Origin of the sequence: Bordetella sputigena (assembly GCF_965137885.1) — a bacterium.
In the GTDB taxonomy this organism is placed as follows: Bacteria; Pseudomonadota; Gammaproteobacteria; order Burkholderiales; family Burkholderiaceae_B; genus Bordetella_C; species Bordetella_C sputigena.
The window spans coordinates 298,901-322,801 of the sequence record NZ_CBCSCA010000002.1 but is presented as its reverse complement, the minus strand read 5'-3'; the positions used below and the strand labels follow the sequence as shown (position 1 = coordinate 322,801).

Genomic DNA, 23,901 nt, shown 5'->3' with positions numbered 1-23,901 from the left:
CAGTCCAGGCCGCGCGAGCGGACCGTGCTTGTCCGGCGGCACTCCGTGGCCGTACGGCTGACGCACTGGCTGAACGTGCTGTGCCTGGGCTTCCTGCTTTTCAGCGGGCTGCAGATATTCAATGCCTATCCGCAACTGCATTGGGGCCAGTACGGCGCGGACGACGATCCCGCCTTCCTGAAAGTAGGCGCGACCGACGGCAACGGCGAGCCGCGCGGTTTCTTGAAGATCGGCAGTCTGTCCGTGTCCACGACCGGCGTGCTGGGCGTGTCGAAGGTGGATGGCGAATGGACGCCGCGGGCTTTTCCCGCCTGGCTGACGCTGCCGTCGTATCAGGACCTGGCCGTAGGCCGGCGCTGGCACTTTTTCTTTGCCTGGGCCTTCTTCATCAACGGTCTGGTCTACCTGGCGTGGGGCATTCTGAGCGGGCATTTTCGCCGCGACCTGGCGCCTGGCCGGCGTGATCTCGCGCCCCGGCATCTCTGGCGCGAGATCATCGACCATGCCCGCCTGCGCTTTCCATCCGGAGAGGAAGCCCGGCGCTACAACGCCCTGCAGAGGCTGACCTATATCGTTGTGATCGCCGGGCTGTTGCCCTTGATGGTGTTGACGGGCCTGACCATGTCGCCGGGTGTGGACGCGATCTTCCCGGTGCTGCTGGATATGTTCGGCGGTCGCCAGTCCGCTCGCGCGCTGCACTTCATTTCCGCATCGCTGATCGTTCTGTTCGTCGTCGTGCACGTGGCCATGGTCGTCCTGTCGGGCCTGTGGAACAACATGCGTTCGATGATCACGGGCCGCTATGCCATCCGCCGGCAGGAGCCAGACGCATGAACAAGCTGACACGCCGCCGCTTTCTGTTCGGCGGCACCCTGGGCGCGGGCGCGCTGGTGCTGACCGGCTGCGACGCCGCGGTACAGGATCCCGGTATCGAGGGCGTCATCCGTTCCGCCGAAGGGCTGACGATGAAGACCCAGAGACTGCTGCAAGGGCGCCACGCGCTGGCCCGCGAGTTTTCGGAGGCCGATATTTCTCCGTCATTTCGCGTGAACGGCACGAGCGCGCCGGATAGCAAGGAGTATGCGCAACTGCTGGACGGCGACTTCGTCGACTGGCGTCTGAAGGTCGACGGCCTGGTGGATCGGCCGCAGGCGTTTTCGCTGGCCGATCTGCGCAAGCTGCCGGCGCGTACGCAGATCACGCGCCATGATTGCGTCGAAGGCTGGAGCGCCATTGCCAAATGGACGGGTGTGCCGCTGTCGACCATCCTGGCGACGGCGGGTCCGAAGCCCGGCGCCCGATACGTGGTGTTCCATTGCGCCGACGAACTGGAGAAGACGCTGGACGGCAGCGGGCGCTATTACGAAAGCATAGATCTTATCGATGCGTACCACCCGCAGACCATACTGGCCTACGCCATGAACGACCGGAACCTGATGGTGGGCCATGGCGCGCCGCTGCGTCTCAGGGTCGAACGGCAGCTGGGCTACAAGCAGGCCAAGTACATCATGCGCATCGAGATCGTGGACAGCTACGCCGCCTTATGGGGCGGCAATGGTGGCTATTGGGAAGACCGGGGTTACGAGTGGTACGCCGGAATATGAACTCGCAAGGATATCTTATGACTGACATTCGCCTGGGCTATACAGGCCCCAGCCAGGAACAGTGGCTGAAAACCTATTACTTCATCCGAGCCCTTGTTTCGGCCGTATGGGTGGCCGCCGCATTCACGGTGGGCCAACAATCGCCGATGATCGCGGCGATCCTGCTGGCGCTATATCCGGCCTGGGACGCGGTGGCGAATTACATCGATGCGGCACGCAGCGGCGGCTTGGCCGGGAACCGCACGCAGGCGATCAATGTCGCCGTCAGTCTGGTAACGACGGCAGCCGTCATCATCGCGCTGCGGATGACGACGAACTCGGTGCTCGCGGTGTTCGGCGTGTGGGCGATTCTTTCGGGGCTGCTGCAGCTGGGGACCGCGGTCCGGCGCTGGAAAAGCTATGGCGCGCAATGGGCGATGATACTGAGCGGCGCGCAGTCGGCGCTTGCCGGCGCCTTCTTCATTCTGCAGGCCCGCACGCCGGTGCTGGCGTCCATGTCGATCACCAGGGTGGCGGGATATGCCGCGGTGGGCGCGGTGTATTTTCTTGTGTCGGCCGTATGGCTGTTCGTGAGCCTGCGTCGCAAGGCCGCCAGCATGTCGTGAGTTCAGAGCTGCACTTCGATGGCGGCCTTGTCGATGACCGACCATACCTTCCGGATCCGGCCGTCCTGGAACTCATAGAAGACATGTTCGCAGAAGGACACGCGGCGGCCATGCACCGGAAGTCCAAGGAAATCGGCTTCGGGCGTGACGTCGAAGCGCAGCCTGCAGGCCAGGCGCGGTGGATCGGCAATCAGGATCTCGACATTGAAATGGAGATCGGGTATTTGCTCGTAGTCCTTTTCGAGCATGGCGCGATATCCTTCGACGCCAAGCGGCCTGTCGTTGTGCCGGACGTCGTCATGGACGAAACGTCGCAGGACTTCCCAGTCCTGTTCGTTGAGGCAGGCGATGTAATCGCGGTAGATGGCTTCCAGTTCCGTCTTCGTCATGCGCGCTTCTCCGTGGGCTGGTCGTTGCCAAAGAAGTCCAGCAGCGCCGCCGCGGCGGCGGCGGGCTGTTCTTCGGGGATGAAATGGCCGCAATGGGCGATGACGGCGCCATGCAGGTTGTCGGCATAGGCCCGCAGCGGTCCGGCCATGTCGGGGATGGAGCCCTGGTCGGCGCTGACCGCCAGGACCGGCATCCGCAGCCGGCCCTTGCTGTTCAGTTCACGGTTCTGCCGCGCCGACAGTTGCGCCGCCCGGTAATAGGCCATCCCGGCGCGCAGGCCGCCTTCCTTGGTGAAGACACGCCGATACTCGGCCATGTCCGCCTCCGTAAAGCTTTGCGGGCTGGCGGCCTTGCGGCGCAGGAACCAGTCCAGGTAGATGTCTTCCTTGCCGGAGATCAGCAGCTCCGGAAGATCCGGCACCGCATGGAAGGCGAAGTGCCAGGTCCGCCAGGCGCGATCGGGCGACGTCGGCAGGGCATCCGGCAAGGTGATCCCCGGGATGCCGGCGTCGAACAGGGCAAGCCGCTGTACTTCATCGCCGAACAGCATCGCATAAGGATAGGCGACCCATGCGCCGACATCGTGGGCGGCCAGGTAGTACCGGCGCAGGTCCAGGCTGGCGAGCAGGCCATGCAGGCGCTCGGCCAGGGTTCGGGTGTCGTAGCCTTCCAGTGGCCGATCGGAATCGCCTTGTCCGGGCAGGTCCGGCGCGATGACGTGATAGCGGTCCATCAGTGCCGGAATGATCTTGCGCCATGCGTACCAGCTTTGCGGGTAGCCCGCGACGAGCACCACGGTTTCCTTGTCGCGGCCGCCGGCCTGTACGTAGTGCATGCGGATGCCGTCGATGGTCTGGAAGCGGTGTTCGACACCGTCCAGCCGGGCATCCGGCAGCGAGGCTGGTCCGAAGTCGAGGACGCGCGTAGGGTGGGGAGCGTTCATGAGGGGTTTCCTGATGGTTGGCATAGCATTCGCATGGCTTCGTCCGCGGCGCGCCGCATTTCTTGCGCCGTGCGCCCGGATTTGCCGATGACGCGGAATCCCTGCAGGATCGCGAGTAGCACGCCGGCCGTGGCCGGGACGGATATGCCAGGCGCTATCGAACCGTCGTGCTGGCCTTCGCGCAATAGTGTCCGCAGCAGGTCCTGGATGCGCCGCAGGCTGGCTTCGACGCGCGCGGCAACGTCCATATCGAAAGTGGACAAGGCCGTGGCGCTGGCCACGACCAAGCAGCCGCGCCGGCCTTCTTCGCCTTGCGACGATTCGGCATAGAAATGCAGCAGCGCGCGGATTTTCTCGCGGCCGTCGGGTTGCGCATCCAGCCGCCGCCGCAGCTCGTGGCTGCGTTGTTCGACGTAGCGATCGAAGGCGGCGACGAACAGGCCGCGCTTATCCTGGAAAGCCTTATAGAGACTGCCGGCGGTAAGGCCGGTTACGTCGCTGAGATCGGCGATCGACGTGGCGTGATAACCCCGCTCGCGGAAGATACGCACGGCGCTGTCGAGGACGGCGGGCATGTCGAATTCCCGGGGGCGTCCGGGGGAGCGGGGGCGTGGAGCCTGAGCGTCGTTGGATATCATTGAAGCATTATAGGAAATGTTCGTTTCCAAATAAAGAGGCGTTGTTCCGCAAGCCATTGCGCTTGCCCTGTGCGCCGTCCGGTATAGGGAGCGGGAACGGGATATGCGATCGGGAAAGATTTCTTCCGGCTTTTGCCCGTCCCATGATTCGTTCGAACCATTTCGCAGTAGCGACGTCGTCCGCGCTGGTGGGTTGCGCCGGCTGGTCGCTGTCGGCGCAGGACAGCGCTCCCTTTCCCGCCGAGGGAAGCCACCTGGAGCGATACGCGCGGGTGTTCCCCTGCGTGGAGATCAACTCCTCTTTCTATCGTTCGCATCAGGCAAAGACCTATGCCCGCTGGGCCGGCAGCGTGCCGGATGCCTTCCGCTTCAGCGTGAAGCTGCCCAAAGCCATTACGCACGAGTCGCGCTTGCGGCGATCCGGGGAGGCTTTACGCGCCTTTCTCGGAGAGGTCGCGGCCCTGGAGCGCAAGCTGGGGTGCATCCTGGTGCAACTGCCGCCCAGCCTGGCGCTCGAAACGCGGCAGGCGCGCGCCTTTTTCAACTTGCTGCGAGCATCGACGCCCGTGCCTGTGGCCTGCGAGCCGCGCCATCCCAGCTGGTTCACCCCGCAGGGCGCCGCTCTGTTGCGTGATGCCGGAATCGCCTGTGTGCGTGCGCACCCGTTGCCGGTGGCCGGGGCGGAGCCCGTGGGCGATCCGTCGATGCTTTACATACGCTTGCACGGCGCGCCCGACATGTATTATTCGGCTTACGATGACGCGTTCATCGAAGCGGTCGCGGCGCGCATACGCGAGGCACGCGATGAAAGCAGGGCGGTCTGGTGCATTTTCGACAATACCGCGCGCGGAGCCGCGCTGCCGAACGCGCTGGCGCTGATGCGGCAGTTGAAGGTTTGACCCGGCCCCGCGGGGCCGGCTCGGACGACGGGCTAGGGCTTATTCACCGCCGGCCGCGCTATTCGGCGGCGTTTGTCCTGGACGCATCCCAGACCGACATGATGTGGGTAATGGCGGTATCCATGGCGGAGTGCCGTACGCCATCGCGCGCCAGCGTGGACAATCCCGTCAGGAATGCGTCGAATACCGTCGACAAGGCGCGGACATCGACGTCGCGCCCGAGTTCACCGCTGTCGATGCCCCGCTGCACGCAGGCGGCGATTCCGGCGCGCGTTCGTGCGCGCGACCGCGCCAACGGCGCGGTAACCCCGGCATTTTCCGGGGATGTCGCGCTCATGACGCCGAGGCCGACCATGCAGCCCTTGGGATGGCCCCGTCCGCACTGCATGGCGGCGGAGCGGCGCAGCGCGGTTTCAATAGCGTCGCGGGGCGGCAAAGCGTCTTCCCACAGGCACTCGGTCACCCGGGCATAGGTGGACAGATAGCGCTGCGCGCACTCCTGGAACAACGCTTCCTTGGAGCCGAACGCGGCATAGAAACTCGGCGCCGAGATACCCTGGCCCATGCCCGCTTTCAGCTGGCTCAGCGACGTCGATTCGTAGCCATGTTCCCAAAAAATATGCATTGCCTGTTCGACCGCCTTGTCACGATCGAAGGTACGGGGACGTCCCATTGTCGCCATGTTTTGTTCCCTGAGAGCTGGCCTCATAAATATACTAAATGATACATAACTCATCGACGGGCGTCGTCTCCTGGCAATTAATGTACCATTCGATATATATATCGTGGCGTTCACCGTGGAGAGTCGAAATGGAAATCGGAATGATCGGCCTTGGCGCCATGGGCCGTGAGCTGGCGCGCAACCTTGCGGCGGCGGGGCATACGGTCACGGCGTGGAACCGCTCCGGCGGGCAGGTCGAGGGCGTAGGCATGGTGGATGCGCCGGCGCGCGTGCTGCAGGGCGATATCGCGTTTACCATGCTGTCCGATGACGCCGCCATCCGCGGTGTCTTGCTGGACAGCGGTGTGCTTGCCCAAGCCAGGCCAGGTCTTGTGCACGTGGTGTCGTCGACGATCTCCGTCGCATTCGCCAAAGCGCTGGTGGAAAGCCACCGTAGCGCCGGCATAGACTACGTGGCCGCGCCGGTGCTGGGGCGGCCCGATGTCGCGGCAAAGGGGGAGCTGAATATCCTGGCCGCCGGTGTTCCGGCCGCGCTGGACAAGGCCAGGCCGGCGCTGGAAGTCATAGGCAAGCGTATCTGGGAGATGGGCGAGCAGCCGCCCATGGCCCATGCCGCCAAGATCGCCTGCAACATGATGATCACCATGGCGATCGAGGCCATGGCCGAGGCGGTGGTTTTGACCGAGGCCAACGGGGTGGCGCGCGACCGCTTCTTCGAGCTGATCCTGAACACCCTGTTCGGCAGCCGCTCTTATCAGGTGTATTCCGCCAACATCGCGCAGGACCGCTACGAACCCGGATTCAAGGCTTTTTTGGGACTGAAGGATCTGCGGCTGGCCGAAGCGGCTGCCGCGGAATTGGGCCGCGGCTTGCCCATGCTGGACGCCGTGCGTGGGCAGATGACGGCAGCGGTGAACGCCGGCGGCGGTGACAAGGACTGGTCGGTGATGGCCGACTACACCATACGTACGCCGGCCCGCCGCTCGGCCACATAGCGCGCCGGCGAGGTCCCCAGCGCTTTACGGAACATGGTCACGAAGCTGCCGGCGCTTTCATAGCCCAGCCTGTTGGCGACGTCCTGGACCGGCGCGCCGGTGGCCAGCCATTTCACCGCCAGCATCAGGTGCAGCTGCTGCCGCCAGCGGCCGAAGCTCATGCCGGTTTCCTCGGTAAGCAGTCGGGCCAGCGTACGTTCGCTCAGGCCGATGCGGCGCGCCCAGCTGCGCATCGTGCCGCGGTCCGAGGGCACGTCCAGTATGGCCTGGACGATCTTGCGCAGGCGCCCATCGGCCGGCATGGGCAGGTGCAGGTTTCCGATCGGCGCGGCCGCCAGTTCGTCCAGCAGCAGGGCGGCCAGCCGCGCTTCCGGTCCTTCTTCTGCGTACAGCACCGGCAGGCTGGCGGAACGGACCATCAGTTCCCGCAAAAGCGGCGTGGTGCTGACCGCGCAGCACCGCGGCGGCAGTTGCGAGGCGGCTGCCGGATCAATGAAAGTGACGTAGACATCGATCATGCCGGCGGCGGTGATCTTGTGCATCACGTCGCCCGGCACCCACATCGCGCTCTGTGGCGGGACGATCCATAGGGCGCCTTTCACTTCGCAAGTCAGCACGCCGCGCAATAGCAGCATTAGCTGCCCCTTGCGGTGCCGGTGGAAATCCTTCTCTATTTGATTCGAGCCGTCGGTGTCGAGGGTGGCCACGTCGATGCCGGCGGCGCCGATGGTTACCACCGGGCGCTGTACCAAGTCTGGGTCGACCCATTCGACGGCGTCGGGAAGCGTGGTCAGTACAGGCATGGGGCAGAGCCACGTTTGGCAGGAATTCCGAATATTTTGGCCTTATTTCCCAATGTCGCCAAGACGCGTGCTTTCTACCATGGCGGGATGGCGATCGGATCGGGCCATCGCCGTTGGGGAATCCTCATGGATACATTGAGCACCGGACCTGTCGCCCAGATCCTGCAGCGGCTTTTTCAGGAAGCCGAGGAGGCCGACCTCGCACTGGTCGAACAATTCAGCGCCAGGCTGTCGCGGCAGTCGCTCGAGGATACGATGGCGGAGATATTCGCCGAGGAACATCGTGATCTGCGTGGCGTCTACCGCGGCTATGTCGATAATTTCCTGAGCGTGACGCCGGCATACGGTCGCTTCCTGTACCAATGCGCGCGCGCGCGGAAGGCGACCCGGATCGTCGAGTTCGGAACGTCGATGGGCATTTCGACTATCCATCTGGCCGCGGCCTTGCGGGACATGGGCGGCGGACAACTTATCGGCACCGAGCTCGAACCCAGCAAGGCGGCAAGGGCGCGGGCCAATCTGCGCGCGGCGGGTCTGGCCGATCTGGTGGATATCAGAGTGGGCGATGCCCGGGAAACGCTGATGGACATCGGTATCGGCGGACCGGTCGACATGGTGCTGCTCGATGGCGCTTTCAGCCTGTATCTGCCGGTGCTGAAACTGCTGGAACCGCACCTGATGGCCGGCACGCCCATCCTTGCCGAGAACGCGGTCGATTGTGACAACGAATACCTGGCCTACGTGCGGGATCCCGCGAATGGGTATCTATCTCAGCCTATTCCGACCAGTGAGGGCCGGGGCAATGAGTTCACCGTTGTCACGCGATGAGACCGCGGCTGCCTGGCTCGGTTCGAAGTGACGTTGCCGCTCCTTGGGTGCGCATCATCGACACTATCGATTGTTTCCCTAGATATTTTTCATTTCCGGCCATCGCAGTTCCCGCATAGCCTTACGTCGCCGCCGGGCGGCCGTGCAATGCCGCGACGTGGCGCTGTACGGTCGCGCGGCAACTGCCATGACAACAAAGGAGACGACGATGGCACCGGACAATAAGGCGCGCCGCCGCATACTGCAGCAGGCCTGCGCGCTGATGGCGGCGGGCGCCGTGACGCCGATGGCCTGGGCGCAACAGGTCAACGGTTTGCAGCGGCGCATGATTACTTCGTCGGCGAGCGACGGCGTGCGCCTGGCCGTGTTCGAGGCGGGCAATCGGGCGGGCCCGCCCATCGTTTTCGTCCACGGCTTTTCGCAAAGCCACGAGAGCTGGGAAAGGCAGCTCCAGGATCCCGCCTTGCTGCGTGAATTCCATCTGGTGGCCTATGACCTGCGCGGACATGGGGCATCCGACAAACCCTTGGTCCCGGAGGCCTACAAGGACGGGCGCAAGTGGGCCGACGATCTGCGGTCGGTGATCGACGCCACCTGCAAGGGCAAGCCCTGCGTGGTCCCCTGGTCGTATGGCGGGCGCGTCGTGAACGACTATCTGACCGTTTATGGCGACCAGGGGCTGAGCGCCATCAACTACGTCGCCGCGACGTCTACCGGCGACCGCAGCACGCTGGGCCGTTCTTTTGCCTTGTTGCTGGATATGTTGTCGGACGACCCGGCCAAGGCGCAGCGCGGCACCGAGGCATTCCTGCATGCGTGCTTCGAAAAGCAGCCCGCGCCCGCGGCCATGGCCGAGATGGTGCGCTTCAACAATGAAACGCCCGTGGCGGTGCGCAAGCTGCTGGGCGGACGGCCCGCCGACTACGACGCGGCCTTGCAGCGGGTGAAGGTGCCCGTGCTGGCGACCCATGGCCGTCACGACCAGATCTCGGCCGTGGCGATGAGCGAGTACACCGTTTCGAAGATTCCGCAGGCACGGCTGTCGCTGTATGAGGATGCCGGCCACGCCACTTTCTACGAGGACGCGAGCCGCTTCAACGGCGAGCTGGCCGGATTCATGCGCGCGAACGTACGTGCTCGATAAACGCCGCGAAGGTCGGCGCATGATGCCGGCTGCGAGGGTAGTACAGACAGTGGCCGTCGAATGGCGGACTGAAATCGCCCAACAGCGGCGTCAGCGCTCCGGATTCGAAGTAGGGCGCGACGTGGTTGGATGGGACAAAGCCTATACCCAGTCCGCGTAGCGCCGCCAGGACGATCAGGCTCAGGTTGTTGCAGATCAGCGGCCCCCGCGGGTCGATGGTAATGCCACGGCCATCGTGCTCGAATCGCCAGCGGTGGATGGCGCCGCTGGACAGCCGCTGGCGTATGCACCGGTGAGACAGCAGGTCATGCGGTTGCGCCACGGGCGGCCGGCCGCGCAGGTAGGAGGGCGCGGCGCACGCCACCATGGCCACGGGCGGGCCTATCGGTATGGCGATCATGTCGGGCGGCACCTGGTCGCGGAAGCGGACGCCGGCATCGCAGCCGCCGGCGACGATGTCGACCAGCGCGTGGTCGACGCGGATTTCGAATTCCACTTCCGGATGCAGCGCCTGGAAATCGGTCACGGCGTTTTCGAGCAGGAGCCGGCCGCCGTATTCCATGGTGCTGATGCAAATGCGCCCCGTCAGTGTGCCGGCCGCCTCGGCGAGCTCCGTGAAGGCGTCGCCGATGCTGGCGATAGCCGGCTGCAGGCGTTGCGCTAGGCGTTGCCCGGCCTCGGTCAGCGCCACGCTGCGCGTCGTGCGCTTGATCAGGGGCGTGCCTATGCGTGCTTCGAGACCTTTGATGGCGTGGCTGAGCGCGGAGGGCGAGACGCCCAGTGCGATCGATGCACGCCGAAAGTTCAGGTGCTCCGCTACGCGCAGAAATGCGGTCAGCTCCGCCAGCGTCGGCTGTTTCATGGTGACACGCCAATCAATGAGTTTTGCTCAATAGAGCATGAATAAATAGACCCATTGTATTGGTCGCGTGCACCAAATAGATTGGTGGCCGTGGCGCCGATCCTGGCGCTGGGCGGTAGTGCGGAAGCGCGGGCTGTCCGAGGCCCAGGCCCCGCGCCGGCGGGCCCGGACAACACCGGAGGCGACACAGTGATCTTGAAGACCATCCCGATGACCACCTCGATCATCATTCTTTCCATGGCGCTCGCGGGCGCGGTCCGCGCCGGGGGGCGGACGCCCAATCAGGTGCTAGGCACTTGGCGCATGGTATCGGCGCAGCTCGACCCTGATGGCAGGAACGTGCCCGCCTATGGAGAAAAGCCCAACGGCCTGCTGGCCTTCACTTCCGATATGCGCTTCATTGAAGTCCTGACGGACGCAAGTCTGCCGCGATTCGCCTCCAATGCGCGTGGCGAAGGCACGGACGCCGAGAACCGTGCCGCCATGGCCAGTGGCATCGGCTTCTTCGGCACCTATACGGTCGACGAAAACGGCGAGTTCAGCGGCAACCGGGTGGACGGGTCCACTTTCCCGAACTGGGTCGGCAGCGTGCGCACCCGCAATGACCTGACCCTGGCGGTCGCCGGCGATCGCATGACGGAGGACTTCCGGCGCCCGGACGGGACCAGGATCCGCATCGAGTGGCAGCGGGTGAAATAGCCGGCAGGGCGCACGCTCACTGCGCCCGCGTAGCGGCTCGGCGACCGGCCCACGTGCCGGTCACTGTCGTGCTGGATTGGGCGCGCGGGTCCGACGGTTGCTATGACGGGCAGTCGGCACGCTTGCGGGCGTGCGCTTGTTTGTCCGTATTGGAGACCGTCATGACCGATATACAGAAGCCGAAACCGCCTTTTCCGGATCAGCAGCAGGAACAAACGCCCGGCCGCACGGCCGGCATGACGCCGCAGCCCGACCACGGCGAGAAGTCCTATCGCGGGTCCGGGCGCCTGGCCGGCAAGGCGGCGATCATTACCGGCGGGGATAGCGGCATCGGCAGGGCGGTGGCCATCGCTTATGCGCGCGAAGGCGCGGATGTACTCATCGCTTACCTGAACGAACACGATGACGCGCGCGAGACCGCCCGCTGGGTGGAAGAAGCCGGCCGCAAGGCGGTGCTGCTGAGCGGCGACATCACGGATCCGGCGCATTGCAATGAAATCGTCGAGCGCGCGGTGCGGGAATTCGGCAGGCTGGATGTGCTGGTCAACAATGCCGCCTACCAGATGACCTACCCGTCGATCGAGGACATCAGCGACGAGGAGTGGGACAAGACCTTCGATACCAACATCGGCGCCATGTTCCGCATCACGCGCGCGGCGGTCAAGCACATGAAGCCGGGCGCGGCCATCGTCAATACGACGTCGATCAACGCGGACAAGCCCAATCCGGGGCTGCTCGCGTACGCCGCCACCAAGGGCGCGATCCAGAACTTCACCGCCGGGCTGGCCCAGATGCTGGCGGAAAAGGGCATACGGGCGAATTGCGTCGCGCCGGGGCCGATCTGGACGCCCTTGATCCCGTCGACCATGCCGAAGGAAAAAGTGGAACAGTTCGGCAGCCAGGTGCCCATGAAGCGGCCCGGCCAGCCGGCCGAGCTGGCGGTCGCCTATGTGATGCTGGCTTCCGACGAGGCCAGTTATATTTCGGGCGCCACGATCGCGGTCACCGGCGGCGCGCCTATCATCTGAGCCCTTTCTAAAGGGCCCGCCACAAGGCCAAGGCCGTCACGGCCAGGGCGCCGAGTTTGATGAGGCGCGTCGTCGCGCCCGACCTGGCGCTCTGCCGGTAGCCGCCGTCGATGCCATGCCCGGTCGACGGGGAATACAGGTTCCCCTCGGTGATGGGGGCCGGTTTCGCCGCCCTGAAGGCCATGTCCATGATGCGTCGCGTAATGCCGGCCGACAGATCGGGCGCCAGCGTATGCGCCACGCGCGCCGGCCACGCCACGCTGCCCAGCAGGGTCGATGGCCGCGGGCGGCGGGCCAGCGTCACCAATGCCGCGGCGACCTGGCGCGGGTCCAGCATGGGCGGGGCGGGGCGCAGGCGCTTGCCGGAATAATTCGCGCCGTGGCGCACGCCGGGGGTGTCGACGAAGGTCGGATAGACCTCGCATATCGCCACGCCGGGTACGTCGGCCAGTTCGGCCCGCAGCGATTCCGAAAAGCCGCGCAGGCCGAACTTGCTCGCCACGTAGGAGGCGGCATACGGCGCGGCGGCCCAGCCTCCGACCGAGATCATATTGATCAGCACGCCGCGGCGCTGGCGGCGGAAGTGCGGCAGCACGGCGTGGCTGCCATACATATGACCCAATAGATTGGCTTCGATGACGCGGCGGTGCGCCTGGACGGGGACTTCCTCGAAGCGGCCGACCGCGCCGGTGCCCACGTTGTTGATCCAGACGTCGATGCGGCCGTATGCCTGTATCGCGCGTTCGGCCAGCGCGAGCACCTGATCGGGCTCGGTGACGTCGGTGGGCACGGCCAGGGCCGTACCGCCCGCGCGTCGGCATGTCTCGGCGGCGCGTTCGAGCGCGGCGGGCTCACGCGCGGCGAGCACCAGATTCGCGCGTGTCCGAGCGAAAGCCTGCGCGGTGGCGTAGCCGATGCCGCTGGACGCGCCGGTCAGGACAACGGTGAGGTTCGATTCGGTTTGCATGATGACTGATCCGCGGATATCGGGAGTGGCCGGGCCGCCGCAAGCGGCCCGCGAAGTCCGCCGTTCAGCAATGTGCATTCCCATCGCCATGGCGCGCTGGCCGCGCTGGCCGGAACGACGCCGTCGCATCGCCGCAAGGACCGGGGTTTGCATGCCGCGTGACATGGACGTATGATTGAGCAATCACTCATTAATTGGTCGGTCCATGGCACGTCCCCGCAGTCAGGATAAGCGCGAGGCGATACTCGCCGCCGCGGCGCAGGCATTGGCGGCCGATGGGCCGGGCGCGACGACGGCCCGGATCGCCAGGCTGGCGGGTGTCGCGGAAGGCACTGTCTTCACCTATTTCGCCAGCAAGGATGTTTTGCTGAACGAGCTGTACCTGAGCCTGAAGGCCGGAATGCGCGAAGCAATGCTGGATGGCTTTCCTCGGGGCGCGTCGTTGGAGCGTCGGGCGCGCCATGCATGGAACGCCTATATCGACTGGGGCCTGGCCAATCCCGACGCCCGGCAGGCCTTGCGGCAGTTGAGTATCAGCGGGCGTATCGAGGAGCGGAACCGGATCGCCGGCGCCGAAGGCTTCGGGGAGATCAGCGCGATGATGCGCGAACGTACCGGAAGCAGCGCGGGCCTGCCGCCGGAGCAGTTGCAGGCCTACCGGTCGGCGCTGTTCTCCTCCTTGGCGGAGACCGCGATGGAGTACAGCGCCGGCGACCCGGCGCGGACGGAGGTCTATCGGGATCAGGGCTTTCGGGCCTTGTGGGCGGTGTTGAAGGCGCACTGAAGTCCTTGTTCAGCGCGATCCGGCTCGCGCTCGGTACGGTCTTTCCGAGGTGGCATGTGGACCTGTGCCGGATGCCTGATTAATGAGTGAGTAATCAACCATTTAATTCTTTGCAGCACTTCAAGGAGTCAATCATGTCCAAAGTCTGGCTACTTACCGGCGCCGCGCGCGGCCTGGGCCGGTCCATCAGCGAGGCGGTACTGGCCGCCGGCGATCGCCTGGTCGCCGGCGCCCGGGACCCCGCGCGCCTGGCGGATCTCGTCGATCGCTACGGGGACCGCATTCGTCCCGTCGCGCTCGATGTGAAGGACGCCGCGGCCGCGCGGCACGCCGTCGATACCGCGCTGCAGGCCTACGGCCGGCTCGATGTATTGGTGAACAATGCCGGCTACGGCCACGCCGTGCCCTTCGAGCAAATGGATCCGGACAGCTTCCGCGACCAGATCGAAACCAATCTGTTCGGCGTCGTCAATCTGACCCGGGCCGTCATTCCGCTGATGCGCGAACGCCGCCGCGGCCATATTTTCCAGATCTCTTCCGTGGGCGGCCGTACCTCCACGCCCGGATTGTCGGCGTATCAGGCGGCGAAGTGGGCGGTAGGCGGCTTCAGCGATGTCGTCGCGAAAGAAGTGGCGCACCTGGGCGTCAAGGTCTGCACGCTCGAGCCGGGCGGTATGCGTACGGATTGGGCCAGCACGGCCAGGCCCCCCGGCGGCGTCGAGCTGGGCGACTATGAGCCGTCGGTCGGCCGCGTGCTGAAGCTGTTTGGCGCGTATGCGGGCCATGAGCTGAGCGACCCCGCGAAAATCGCCGCGCTGATCGTCGAGCTATCGCGTCGTGACGATTTGCCGCTGCGCCTGTTGCTGGGCGGCGATGCGCTTTATATCTGCGAACAGGCGGAGACGGAACGCGCCAAGGAGTTGGCGGAATGGCGTTCGACCACTCTGTCCACGCATTTCCCCGGCGTGCAACTGCCGGCGGGCCTGGATGAGTTGAAGAAGTTCAAGTAACGGGTCGTCGCGGCCACGGGCCGCGACCGTGGCCACCCGCACACTCGGACTCAGGCCGGCGCGCCCACGCGCTCCAGCGCGTGCATCGCGTCCGCCGGCAGTTGCAACCGCGCCGCGGCCAGGTTTTCGCGCAGGTGTGCCACCGACGACGTGCCCGGGATCAGCAGGATATTGGGCGCGCGCCGCAGCAGCCAGGCCAGCGCCACTTGCATGGGCGTGGCGTCCAGGCGATGGGCGACATCCGACAGGATGGACGATTGCAGCGGGCTGAAGCCGCCCAGCGGGAAGAATGGTACATAGGCGATCCCGGCGCGGGCCAGGTCGTCGATCAAGGCATCGTCCGCGCGGTGCGCCAGGTTGTACAGGTTCTGCACGCAGACGATGTCGCAAATGCCGCGTCCCTGCGCGATCTGCGTGGGCGTGACGTTGCTCAGCCCGATATGGCGGACCAGCCCCTGCCGCTGCAGCTCGGCCAGAATGGAGAGCGGCTCCTCTATCGACCCTTCGGCGGGGCTGTGCGTGTCGAACATGATGCGCAGGTTCACCACGTCGAGGACGTCGCGGCCGAGATTGCGCAGATTGTCGTGCACGGCCTGCGTCAGTTCGCGCGCCGAGTACGCCGGCAACCAGGAAGCATCGTCGCCGCGCCGGGCGCCGATCTTGGTGACGATCAGGAGATCGTCGGGGTAGGGCGCAAGCGCCTCGCGGATCAATTGATTGGTGATGTGCGGGCCGTAGAAATCGCTGGTGTCGATGTGGTCCACGCCGGCGGCGACCGCTTCGCGCAGCACGGCCAGCGCCGCCGCCTTATCCTTGGGTGGACCGAATACGCCAGGGCCGGCCAGCTGCATGGCGCCATATCCCAGGCGCTTGACGGTGCGATGGCCGACGGCGCAGGTACCGGCTTGATCGATGATGGACATGGTGAATTTCCCGATGGTTTGGATGACCCATGCAAGATAGCCAATGCCGGACCTTGTGATAATCCCATACAATCCATACGGCTTGTGCGGAATGGCGAACAATCACTCACTCGACGTTCCGGGCGTCGCCATGCAAGCCGGGACTGTGCAAAGGGGCGGACATTGAAAGTCGACCTGAACGATTTGAACGCCTTCGTGGCGGTAGCGCGCGCCGGCGGCTTTCGCGACGCGGCGCGGCTGAATGGCGGCAGTGCTTCCGGGTTGAGCGAAGCGGTGCGCCGGCTGGAGGCGCAACTCGGCGTGCGCCTGCTGCACCGCACGACGCGCAGCGTCGCGCCCACGGAAGCGGGCACGGGTTTGCTTGAACGCCTGGGGCCCGCGCTGACCGAGATGGAAGCCGCCCTGGATACCGTGAATGGCTTTCGCGACAGGCCGGCCGGCACGCTGCGGCTGAACGTCCCCATGAGCGCGTCGCGGCTGGTCCTGCCGGCTATCGTGCCGGCATTCCTGAAGGAGTATCCGGAAATACTGCTGGACGTGGTGGCCGAGGAGAGCTTCGTGGACGTACTCGCCGCGGGTTGCGACGCCGGGATACGCTACGAAGAGCGCCTGGAACAGGACATGATCGCCGTGCCGATCGGCCCGCGTGTACAGCGCATGGCCGCGGCCGCCGCGCCGGCCTACCTTGAGCGCCATGGACGCCCGCGCCATCCGCGGGACCTGATGGAGCACGCCTGCCTGCGCGGGCGGTTCCCCAGCGGGGCCATGCCGCCCTGGCAGTTCGAGCGCGACGGCGAGACCGTCCGTGTGGAGACGACCGGACCGCTGATCGTGCGGATAGGCGGAGCGGTCGACCTGGCGGTTGACGTGGCGGTGAGCGGCGGCGGGATCGTCTACCTGTTCGAGGAGTGGTTGCGTCCCCACCTGGAATCAGGAGCGCTGGAGCCCGTCCTGAAGCCGTGGTGGCCACGCTTTTCCGGACCCTATCTGTACTACCCGGGCAGGCGCTTGATGCCGGCGCCGCTGAAGGCCTTTGTCGATTTCATCAAGCGCCCGGCTTTTTCCTGAACGAAATGGCAAGGGCGGCGCGTTCGCGGGGATTGAATAGGTCGCCGGGCCTCGCGCCATACGGGCACCCATACCGCTTTTCGACGGCCAGGCCGTCTTTCAGCAGGCCGCTCTTCAGCATGGCGGAGGGGGGCTGCGGCTCAAGCGCGCTTGCGCGGCGCCAGCGTCGAGATCGGCACCGGCGCCCGGTCTTTTTCGGGGATCTGGTGAAAGCGCCGGGCCAGCGCCAGGAAGGCGGTCAGCGCGCTGGATACATAGCCGTCCATGCGCCGGACGAACAGCGTTTCGGCGCGCGCCTGTTCGGGCGGCAAGCGGTGTATCGACACGCGGCCTGCCTCGAAGGCCGATGCGACGACGCCTTTGGGCAGCAGCGTCACGCCCACGCCGGCGGCGACGCAGCCGATGATGGCGTCCAGCGAACCGAATTCCAGCGGTTGCGCGGCGACGACGCCCATGCTGGCCAGCAGCGTGTTCAGCCGCTGGCGATAGGAGCAGCCGCCGCTGAATACGATGGTTTTCAGTTCGACCACCTTGGCCAGGTCTTTCATCGATCGCAGCGCCGGGCTGCTGACCAGCACCAGTTGTTCCGTGAAGATGGTTTCCTGGTGCACGTCGGGATGGTTGACCGGGCCGCTGACGAAAGCGCCTTCCAGCCGGCATTCCACCACGTCGCGCAGCAGGCTCGCCGTGGTGCCGGTGTTCAGCGTCAGGCGTACGGCGGAATAGGTTCTTGCGAACTCGATCAGCAGGGGCGACAGGCGCAATGCGGTGGTGGTCTCCAGGCCGCCCAGTACCAGCGCGCCGCCCGGCTCGCCGTCGTCTTGCGCGGCGGCCCGGGCTTCGGCCAGCAGCTTGGCGATGCGCGCGACGAAGGGCAGCATGCGCTGGCCCGCGGGCGTGATGGTGACGCCGCGCGCATGGCGCTGGAACAGCGGCACGCCCAGTTCGTCTTCCAGGGCGCGGATGCGGGCGGTGACGTTGGATTGCACGGTATGCAGCTCGCTGGCTGCCTTGTTCATGCTGCCGTGCCGCGCGACGGCAGCCAGGGTTTTGAGATCGGCTACATCCATGGCTGCACCTTTTCCGGGTTTGCATCGATACGCGCAGCGTAGCACGGCTATCTGCACGGCAGATAGCTGGTATCTGATCAATTCGCTTCTGGAGATAGGCGGCGGGGCGTAAGCTGCCTGCATCGGATATCCGGGACAGCATCATGGACAGGGTCATGGCAGCCGACGGCCGCGATACGAAGGCCGATGCGCGGGCGGGTATGAAGAACGGCATCGGGGCGGATTCCACGATCGGGACGCGCGCCGTCGGCGCCCGGTGGGCGACCCTGGCGGGTTTTTGCGCCAGCCTGGTGGGCATCGGATTGGCCCGTTTCGCCTATACCCCGTTGTTGCCGGCGATCATCGGCGCGCACTGGTTCGACGCGTCCGTGGCTGCCTACCTGGGGGCGGCGAACCTGGCGGGTTATCTGGCGGGCGCCTTGCTGGCGCGGCCCATCGCGGCGCGTTTGCCGATCGCGGTGACCTTGCGCGGAATGATGGTACTGGCGACGATCGGGTTTTTCGCCTGTGCCTATCCGATTTCCTTTTCCTGGTTCTTCGCCTGGCGCTTCCTGTCCGGGCTGGCCGGCGGCGGGCTGATGGTGCTGGCCGCGCCTACCGTGCTGCCGCTGGTGCCGGCGGCGCGTCGCGGCCTGGCCGGCGGGGTGATCTTCATGGGCGTGGGTGTGGGCGTCGTCGCTTCCGGCACGCTGGTGCCGCTGCTGCTGCGGCAAAGCCTGCAAGACACCTGGCTGGGCCTGGGCGTGCTGGCGCTGGTGGCGACGGCGATCGCCTGGAAAGGGTGGCCCGGCGCCACGCCCGCCGCCGCCGGCGTCCCTGGCGTCTCCGCCGCCGCTCCCGCCGATACGGTCCCAGCCGCGCGGGAAGCGGCCCATGCCGCCGCGCGGCATCATCGTGCTCCGCGCATCGTGTCGCTGCGCGCCTTGTACGTCGAGTACGCGCTGAATGCCGCCGGCTGGGTGCCGCATATGATATTCCTGGTGGATTTCGTAACGCGCGGCCTGGGGCAGGGCTTGCAGGCCGGGGCGGAGTATTGGGTGCTATTCGGTATCGGCGCGACGGTGGGACCGGTGCTGGCCGGCGCCATGGCCGATCGGACCGGATTCGGCCGCGCGCTGCGGGTGGCCTTTACCCTGCAGGCGGCGGGCGTGCTGATACCCGCGCTGGGGCTGGGCGATGGCTGGCTGATGGCATCCAGCGTGGTGGTCGGCGCCTTCGTGACGGGCACGGTGCCGCTCGTGCTGGGCCGGGTCCATGAACTGCTGGCGCATCACCCCACGCACCGCAATCCGGCCTGGCGTACCGCGACGGTCGGCTTCGCGCTGTTCCAGGCGGTGGCCGCCTATGCCTTGTCCTTCGTGTTCAATCGAAGCGGCGGCAATTACATTCTGCTGTTCGTCATCGGCACCGTGTCCATGGTGCTGGCATTGGCGATCGACCTGGTGTGGGGCCGCCGCGGATGAGCGATGGGGCGGCGACCCGTGCCGCGGTCATGCACCAACCGGCCTGCGCGGCCCGGCCTGCGCGGCCCGGCCTACGCGGCCCGGCCTACGCGGCCCGGTCGACGCGAACCGCGTCGACGTCGTAGGTGAACAGCCATTCGTATCGTTCACGCACGCGGTCCTCGTTCCATTCGCGCTCGACGTAGGCGGCGGCGCCTTCGGCGTGTGCCAGCGCGGGATTGTGGAAGCGGCGTGCGTTTTCAGCGGACCCGCGCACCACGCGCGTGGTGCGCTCCTTGCGCAGCGTTTCGTAGCGGGCCAGCGCGACAGCGGGATCTCCCGCCAGTTCGTCCAGGCAGCGCGCCAGGATATAGCCGTCTTCGATGGCCATCGCCGCGCCCGAAGCCAGCATGGGCAAGGTGGGATGGCAGGCATCGCCCAGCAGCGTGATGCGGCCCTGGCTCCATACGGGCAGGGGCTCACGCAGCATAAGCGCCCATTTGAACGGCTGGTCGAGCGCGCGGATCAAGGTGTGCACGTCCTCGTGCCAGCGGGCGAAGTCCCGCAGGCATTCCTCGATCGTTCCCTGCTGCGTCCAGGACTCGACCTGCCAATCGTCGCGTTCCAGGATGCCCACGAAGTTGACCAGTTCGCCGCGACGCAGAGGATAGTGGATCACGTGTGCGCCGGGGCCTACCCAGTTGACCGCATAGGGTTCGCGCAGGTGCGCCGGCAGGCGCGTCGCCGGAATGACCCCGCGCCACGCCAGGGTCCCGGAAAACGCGGCCTCATCGGCGCCGAACAAATCGGCGCGCACCCGCGAATGCACGCCGTCGGCCCCCACCAGGATATCGCCCCGCCGCGTGCTGCCGTCGGCCAGGGTCACCGTGACGCCGTCCTCGTCCTGGCGCGTGGATACGACACGGGCGTTCAGCTCGATGGCCAGCGGATCCATCGCCCGCACGGCGTCGACCAGCACGGCATGCAGATCGGCGCGATAGATCGTCAGGTAGGGATAGCCGTACCGGCTTATGGATTCGGCGCCCAGATCGAACAGCGGCCAGGTCTGGCCACTGTTCCACAGGCGTATGCGCTTGCCCGCGGCCGCGCTGGCCACGCGGTCCAATGCATCGCCCAGGCCAAGCTGGAAAAGGGCGCGGTTGGCATTGGCGCTGAGCTGGATGCCAGCGCCCAGTTCGCGCAGCTGCGGCGCCTGTTCCAGTATCCGCACCTTGAAGCCGCGGCGCAGCAGCGCCAGCGCGGCGGCCAGGCCGCCCAGGCCGGCGCCGGCGATCAGGATATGAGGAGGGTTCACGCTACTGCCTTGCATCGGAAATCCTTAAGTGATGTATCGCTCGCGCGGCGCCGCGGGCATGAATCATGGGCGTCGCTTCAATCCGCCTTGACGTTGGCGCGCTTGACGATATCGGTCCATTTGGCCAGATCCCCCGCGATCGCCTGTGCAAAGGCCTGCGGCGTGCCGCCTACGGGTTCCAGTCCCAGCTCCTGCATCTGCCGGATGACGCCGGGGTCTTGCGCCGCGGCCGCCAGGGCGTTCGCCAGCGTGTCCACCACGCCGGGCGGCGTCCCGGCCGGCGCCAGCAGGCCGAACCAGGAATAGGCTTCAAAGGGCTGCCCCAGCGCTTCGGCGACGGTGGGGATGTCCTTCAGCTTGGCGTAACGCTGTGCGCCCGTGGTCGCGTACGCATGCAGTTTGCCGGCCTCGATCTGCGGATAAAGCAGGGTGACGGTATCGAACAGCAGGTCGACCTGGCCACCCATGACGTCCGTCATGGCGGGCGCGCCGCCGCGATACGGTACGTGCAGCAGGCTGGTGCCGGCCGTCTTGTTGAAGAGCTCCGCGCCAAGATGGCCGATGGAGCCGGTGCCGGCCGAAGCCACCGTTACGCGGTGGTCCTTGGCATAAGCGACCAGCTCGGCCAGGGTCCGCGGAGGATAGTCCGGGCGCCCGACCAGAATCAGCGGGCCCCGCACCGCCATGCCTATGGGCGTGAACGATTTGATGGGGTCGTACTGCAGATTGGTATAGAGCGCCGGTGCGACCACCATGCTGCTGGTACCGCCCCATAGCAGGGTATAGCCGTCGGCGCGCGCCCGCGTTACGGTGGATGTTCCCACCGTGCCGCCCGCGCCGGCGCGGTTTTCGACGACGACGGCCTGGCCCAGGCGTTCTCCGATGACCTTGCCGAACAGGCGGGCGCTGCTGTCGGTCGGGCCGCCCGGCGGAAATGGTACGACCAGCGTAATGGGGTGCGCGGGATAACCGGCGGCCGTCGTTGCCGGGCCGGCTGCTGCCTCGGGCGCGGCCAGCACCGCGGACGTTGTCGCCAGACCCGCGATTCCCAGCATTGCCAGCGCGGCCAGGCGCCGGCCGTGCCCCCACCGCGAGGCAGGCCAGCGGTATTCCGCAACTGCGCTATGGGTGGCCGGCAGCGGCCTGGCGCGGTGCGCGCGGGCGGTCGTCCTTATCATGAGTGTCTCCAATCGTTCTTATAGGGAGGGGCACGGCCTCGAGTGGGCGCGCCGTTCCGACGTCATCGCGCGGAACGTGTATGCAGCCGGTATTTCACCAAAGGGCCTTACATAAGTGAAACTGCATTATCTTCTTGGTTAACAACAAGAATTTGTTAATCTGCCGCGGTTGTCACGCGCATGTCGCCGTATTCCGGGGGCGTGCCCCGTTTCGCTTCGATCGATGTCATGAATCTTTCCTCGCGTCAATTGCAGGCGTTCCTGGCGGTGGCCCGCCATTCCAGCTTCACCAAGGCCGCCGAGCAATTCCACATCACGCAGGCAGGCCTGAGCGCGATGGTGCGCGAACTGGAGGAACAACTGGCCTGCCGGTTGTTTGAACGCACCACGCGTACCGTCCGCCTGACGCGGGCAGGGGAGCAGTTCCTGCCCGTGGTGGAGCGCGTGCTGCACGACCTGGGTGCCGCGGCGGCGGCGATCGCCAGCGTGGAGCGGCCCGGCCGGAATCGCGCGCGTATCGGCGTCACGCCATTGATCGCCTGCAGCGTGATCCCGGAGGTGCTGCGGCGCTTTCGCACGGCGATGCCGCATGCGGACGTCGAGGTCGCGGATCTCGATCGCAGCCTGATACAAGGGCAGGTGGAACGTGGCGAGCTGGACGCCGGCTTCGGCGCTTTCTTCAATCGCGTATCGGGAATACGCCGACGTTCCCTGTTCCAGTGGCATCCCGTGCTGGCCGTCGCGCCAGGCACGCGGCGCATCGCGGCGACCATCCCGTGGGAAGACATCGAGCCGCAAGGCCTGGTTTCCTTGCCGCGCGGCAATCCCATCCAGCAATTGGTCGATCGCAAGCTGCGGGTGCCGCCCGGCGGCGGCCCGGTCGGGCGTACGGTTACGCATCTGGAGACCGCGATGGCGCTGGTGGAGGCAGGCCTGGGCCGGGCCGTCGTGCCGTCCTTCTCCGCCTTGGCCCGTTCACGCTGGCGCGTGCGCTTTGTGACCGTGACGCCGGCGGTGACCTTGGACTATTACTGCATTACGCGCGCGGGAAGTCCGGCGTCGCCGGTGGTCGACCAGTTCGCCGCCGTGTTCGCCGACGTGGCGCGCAGCCATATGCCGGCCGGCGGCTGAACTTCTTCAGCTTATCGACGCAAAGTACTTTGCCGGCGGCTTGCCCAGCGATTTCTTGAACATGGTGATGAAGGCGGTGACCGACTCGTAGCCCAGTTCTTCGGCCACGCGCTGCACGGACTGGCCGGCGGCCAATTGCCGCAGCGCGACGATCAGATGCAACTGCTGGCGCCAACGACCGAAAGTCATGCCGGTTTCCTGGCGCACCAGTCTTGCCAGCGATCGTTCGCTCATGGCGACCAGGCTGGCCCATTCCGCCAGGGTGCGGCGGTCGGCGGGGTCGTTGGACAGCATGGTGGCGATGCGCCGCATGCGCGGTTCGTCGGAGACCGGCAGGTGCAGGCGCTCCACGGGCATGACCGCCAGTTCTTCCAGCAGCAGGGCGGCTTTGCGCCCGGTACGGCTGTCCGCGTGGTAATCCGGTGGCTGGTCGGCCATGTCCAGGATCAAGGCATGCACCAGCTGGGAAATCGCCAGCGTGCAGCATTCGGCAGGCAGCCGGGCCGCGCCGGGTTGGACATACAGGTAGCAGATACGGGCGTTCGCGGTGGCCCGGATGCTGTGCGGCATCATGCCTGGCACCCATACCGCGTAGCGCGGCGGCACCATCCAGATGGCGCCGGCGACTTCACAGGTCACGCCGCCTTGCATGGCCAGAATCAACTGGCCCTGCCGGTGGTGGTGCACGGGCACCTCGCTGCCATGGTCGTCCGTCTTCAGGCGTATGCCGACCACGGGGCCGGCGCTTTCCAGGCTGGAGGAGATTGAGAAGTTGTCCAGAAGCATGGGCGGGATCCTGGGAAGATCTCGGTCTGATTGTCAGAATTTAGAGATTTATTGGCATAGTAGCTAAATTCCTTGTAAGGGTTTACGCGTATGGTTGCGGTCTGGCT

26 protein-coding genes are annotated in these 23,901 nt (G+C 66.0%); 14 read left to right on the top strand and 12 right to left on the bottom strand.

Translation table 11 applies throughout. The annotated features are described in order from the left end of the window. Window positions 1-45 precede the first annotated feature (45 nt). From ACNA0R_RS04605 to ACNA0R_RS04595, 3 genes are read left to right on the top strand one after another with little or no spacing between them, the layout of a single operon-like run. A complete protein-coding gene (locus ACNA0R_RS04605) occupies window positions 46-834 on the top strand; it encodes a cytochrome b/b6 domain-containing protein (RefSeq protein ID WP_415824755.1) in 789 nt (262 codons plus the stop codon). After that, window positions 831-1,604 (top strand): molybdopterin-binding protein, encoded by a 774-nt coding sequence (locus ACNA0R_RS04600; protein WP_415824754.1) that lies wholly within the window; start codon window positions 831-833, stop codon window positions 1,602-1,604. Before ACNA0R_RS04605 ends, ACNA0R_RS04600 begins: the two co-directional genes overlap by 4 nt. Window positions 1,605-1,621: 17 nt before the next feature. Next, window positions 1,622-2,209, top strand: a complete 588-nt coding sequence (locus ACNA0R_RS04595; RefSeq protein ID WP_415824753.1) for a DUF308 domain-containing protein — start codon at window positions 1,622-1,624, stop codon at window positions 2,207-2,209. A gap of 2 nt (window positions 2,210-2,211) precedes the next feature. On the opposite strand, the gene ACNA0R_RS04590 is transcribed toward ACNA0R_RS04595, so the two are convergent. From ACNA0R_RS04590 to ACNA0R_RS04580, 3 genes are read right to left on the bottom strand one after another with little or no spacing between them, the layout of a single operon-like run. After that, entirely contained in the window at window positions 2,212-2,598 is a 387-nt protein-coding gene (locus tag ACNA0R_RS04590; RefSeq protein ID WP_415824752.1) for an ester cyclase, read from the bottom strand. After that, a complete protein-coding gene (locus ACNA0R_RS04585) occupies window positions 2,595-3,542 on the bottom strand; it encodes an alpha/beta fold hydrolase (protein WP_415824751.1) in 948 nt (315 codons plus the stop codon). Before ACNA0R_RS04585 ends, ACNA0R_RS04590 begins: the two co-directional genes overlap by 4 nt. Then, window positions 3,539-4,117 carry a TetR/AcrR family transcriptional regulator gene (locus tag ACNA0R_RS04580; protein WP_415824750.1) on the bottom strand — a complete coding sequence of 193 codons (579 nt, stop codon included), beginning with the start codon at window positions 4,115-4,117 and terminating at the stop codon, window positions 3,539-3,541. The genes ACNA0R_RS04585 and ACNA0R_RS04580 overlap by 4 nt, the downstream gene beginning before the upstream one ends. A 206-nt stretch (window positions 4,118-4,323) precedes the next feature. Between ACNA0R_RS04580 and ACNA0R_RS04575 the strand changes: the two genes are divergently transcribed. Next, window positions 4,324-5,079, top strand: coding sequence for a DUF72 domain-containing protein (locus ACNA0R_RS04575; RefSeq protein WP_415824749.1), 756 nt, complete (start codon window positions 4,324-4,326; stop codon window positions 5,077-5,079). Between the two features lie 58 nt (window positions 5,080-5,137). Here the strand turns inward: ACNA0R_RS04575 and ACNA0R_RS04570 are convergent, their stop codons facing one another. Then, window positions 5,138-5,761 carry a TetR/AcrR family transcriptional regulator gene (locus ACNA0R_RS04570; RefSeq protein WP_415824748.1) on the bottom strand — a complete coding sequence of 208 codons (624 nt, stop codon included), beginning with the start codon at window positions 5,759-5,761 and terminating at the stop codon, window positions 5,138-5,140. Between the two features lie 128 nt (window positions 5,762-5,889). On the opposite strand from ACNA0R_RS04570, the gene ACNA0R_RS04565 reads away from it, so the two are divergent. Next, complete coding sequence (locus tag ACNA0R_RS04565) at window positions 5,890-6,756, top strand: NAD(P)-dependent oxidoreductase (protein WP_415824747.1); 867 nt, start codon at window positions 5,890-5,892, stop codon at window positions 6,754-6,756. Here the strand turns inward: ACNA0R_RS04565 and ACNA0R_RS04560 are convergent. After that, window positions 6,717-7,391: an AraC family transcriptional regulator gene (locus tag ACNA0R_RS04560; protein ID WP_415824746.1), complete on the bottom strand. Its 675-nt coding sequence runs from the start codon at window positions 7,389-7,391 to the stop codon at window positions 6,717-6,719. The genes ACNA0R_RS04565 and ACNA0R_RS04560 overlap by 40 nt on opposite strands. Window positions 7,392-7,412: 21 nt before the next feature. Here ACNA0R_RS04560 and ACNA0R_RS04555 point away from each other — a divergent pair, with 21 nt between their 5' ends. Beyond that, window positions 7,413-8,387, top strand: coding sequence for an O-methyltransferase (locus ACNA0R_RS04555; RefSeq protein WP_415824744.1), 975 nt, complete (start codon window positions 7,413-7,415; stop codon window positions 8,385-8,387). A 208-nt stretch (window positions 8,388-8,595) separates the two neighbouring features. Then, a complete protein-coding gene (locus ACNA0R_RS04550) occupies window positions 8,596-9,531 on the top strand; it encodes an alpha/beta fold hydrolase (RefSeq protein WP_415824743.1) in 936 nt (311 codons plus the stop codon). Here ACNA0R_RS04550 and ACNA0R_RS04545 read toward each other — a convergent pair. Continuing rightward, window positions 9,503-10,393 carry a LysR family transcriptional regulator gene (locus ACNA0R_RS04545; protein ID WP_415824742.1) on the bottom strand — a complete coding sequence of 297 codons (891 nt, stop codon included), beginning with the start codon at window positions 10,391-10,393 and terminating at the stop codon, window positions 9,503-9,505. The genes ACNA0R_RS04550 and ACNA0R_RS04545 overlap by 29 nt on opposite strands. 210 nt (window positions 10,394-10,603) lie before the next feature. On the opposite strand from ACNA0R_RS04545, the gene ACNA0R_RS04540 reads away from it, so the two are divergent. Both ACNA0R_RS04540 and ACNA0R_RS04535 read left to right on the top strand, forming a co-directional pair. Beyond that, window positions 10,604-11,092 carry a lipocalin-like domain-containing protein gene (locus ACNA0R_RS04540; RefSeq protein ID WP_415824741.1) on the top strand — a complete coding sequence of 163 codons (489 nt, stop codon included), beginning with the start codon at window positions 10,604-10,606 and terminating at the stop codon, window positions 11,090-11,092. A 161-nt stretch (window positions 11,093-11,253) separates the two neighbouring features. Beyond that, window positions 11,254-12,120 (top strand): SDR family oxidoreductase, encoded by an 867-nt coding sequence (locus ACNA0R_RS04535; RefSeq protein ID WP_415824740.1) that lies wholly within the window; start codon window positions 11,254-11,256, stop codon window positions 12,118-12,120. Between the two features lie 7 nt (window positions 12,121-12,127). On the opposite strand, the gene ACNA0R_RS04530 is transcribed toward ACNA0R_RS04535, so the two are convergent. After that, window positions 12,128-13,087: an SDR family oxidoreductase gene (locus ACNA0R_RS04530; protein ID WP_415824739.1), complete on the bottom strand. Its 960-nt coding sequence runs from the start codon at window positions 13,085-13,087 to the stop codon at window positions 12,128-12,130. A gap of 205 nt (window positions 13,088-13,292) precedes the next feature. Between ACNA0R_RS04530 and ACNA0R_RS04525 the strand changes: the two genes are divergently transcribed. Both ACNA0R_RS04525 and ACNA0R_RS04520 read left to right on the top strand, forming a co-directional pair. Continuing rightward, window positions 13,293-13,871, top strand: coding sequence for a TetR/AcrR family transcriptional regulator (locus ACNA0R_RS04525; protein ID WP_415824738.1), 579 nt, complete (start codon window positions 13,293-13,295; stop codon window positions 13,869-13,871). 134 nt (window positions 13,872-14,005) lie between these two features. Further along, window positions 14,006-14,881: an SDR family NAD(P)-dependent oxidoreductase gene (locus tag ACNA0R_RS04520; RefSeq protein WP_415824737.1), complete on the top strand. Its 876-nt coding sequence runs from the start codon at window positions 14,006-14,008 to the stop codon at window positions 14,879-14,881. Between the two features lie 50 nt (window positions 14,882-14,931). Here ACNA0R_RS04520 and ACNA0R_RS04515 read toward each other — a convergent pair whose 3' ends face one another. Further along, window positions 14,932-15,804, bottom strand: a complete 873-nt coding sequence (locus ACNA0R_RS04515; RefSeq protein WP_415824736.1) for an aldo/keto reductase family oxidoreductase — start codon at window positions 15,802-15,804, stop codon at window positions 14,932-14,934. A 162-nt stretch (window positions 15,805-15,966) separates the two neighbouring features. On the opposite strand from ACNA0R_RS04515, the gene ACNA0R_RS04510 reads away from it, so the two are divergent. Further along, window positions 15,967-16,872: a LysR family transcriptional regulator gene (locus tag ACNA0R_RS04510; protein ID WP_415824735.1), complete on the top strand. Its 906-nt coding sequence runs from the start codon at window positions 15,967-15,969 to the stop codon at window positions 16,870-16,872. 140 nt (window positions 16,873-17,012) lie between these two features. Here the strand turns inward: ACNA0R_RS04510 and ACNA0R_RS04505 are convergent, their stop codons facing one another. Continuing rightward, window positions 17,013-17,942: a LysR family transcriptional regulator gene (locus ACNA0R_RS04505; protein WP_415824734.1), complete on the bottom strand. Its 930-nt coding sequence runs from the start codon at window positions 17,940-17,942 to the stop codon at window positions 17,013-17,015. A gap of 200 nt (window positions 17,943-18,142) precedes the next feature. Between ACNA0R_RS04505 and ACNA0R_RS04500 the strand changes: the two genes are divergently transcribed. Then, window positions 18,143-19,405: a YbfB/YjiJ family MFS transporter gene (locus ACNA0R_RS04500; RefSeq protein WP_415825021.1), complete on the top strand. Its 1,263-nt coding sequence runs from the start codon at window positions 18,143-18,145 to the stop codon at window positions 19,403-19,405. An 85-nt stretch (window positions 19,406-19,490) separates the two neighbouring features. On the opposite strand, the gene ACNA0R_RS04495 is transcribed toward ACNA0R_RS04500, so the two are convergent. Beyond that, window positions 19,491-20,699 (bottom strand): FAD-dependent monooxygenase, encoded by a 1,209-nt coding sequence (locus tag ACNA0R_RS04495; RefSeq protein WP_415824733.1) that lies wholly within the window; start codon window positions 20,697-20,699, stop codon window positions 19,491-19,493. A 77-nt stretch (window positions 20,700-20,776) separates the two neighbouring features. Beyond that, window positions 20,777-21,877 (bottom strand): Bug family tripartite tricarboxylate transporter substrate binding protein, encoded by a 1,101-nt coding sequence (locus ACNA0R_RS04490; RefSeq protein WP_415824732.1) that lies wholly within the window; start codon window positions 21,875-21,877, stop codon window positions 20,777-20,779. 228 nt (window positions 21,878-22,105) lie between these two features. Between ACNA0R_RS04490 and ACNA0R_RS04485 the strand changes: the two genes are divergently transcribed. Continuing rightward, window positions 22,106-23,008, top strand: coding sequence for a LysR family transcriptional regulator (locus ACNA0R_RS04485; protein ID WP_415824731.1), 903 nt, complete (start codon window positions 22,106-22,108; stop codon window positions 23,006-23,008). A 6-nt stretch (window positions 23,009-23,014) separates the two neighbouring features. Here ACNA0R_RS04485 and ACNA0R_RS04480 read toward each other — a convergent pair whose 3' ends face one another. After that, window positions 23,015-23,794 carry an AraC family transcriptional regulator gene (locus ACNA0R_RS04480; RefSeq protein ID WP_415824730.1) on the bottom strand — a complete coding sequence of 260 codons (780 nt, stop codon included), beginning with the start codon at window positions 23,792-23,794 and terminating at the stop codon, window positions 23,015-23,017. Between the last annotated feature and the right edge of the window lie 107 nt (window positions 23,795-23,901).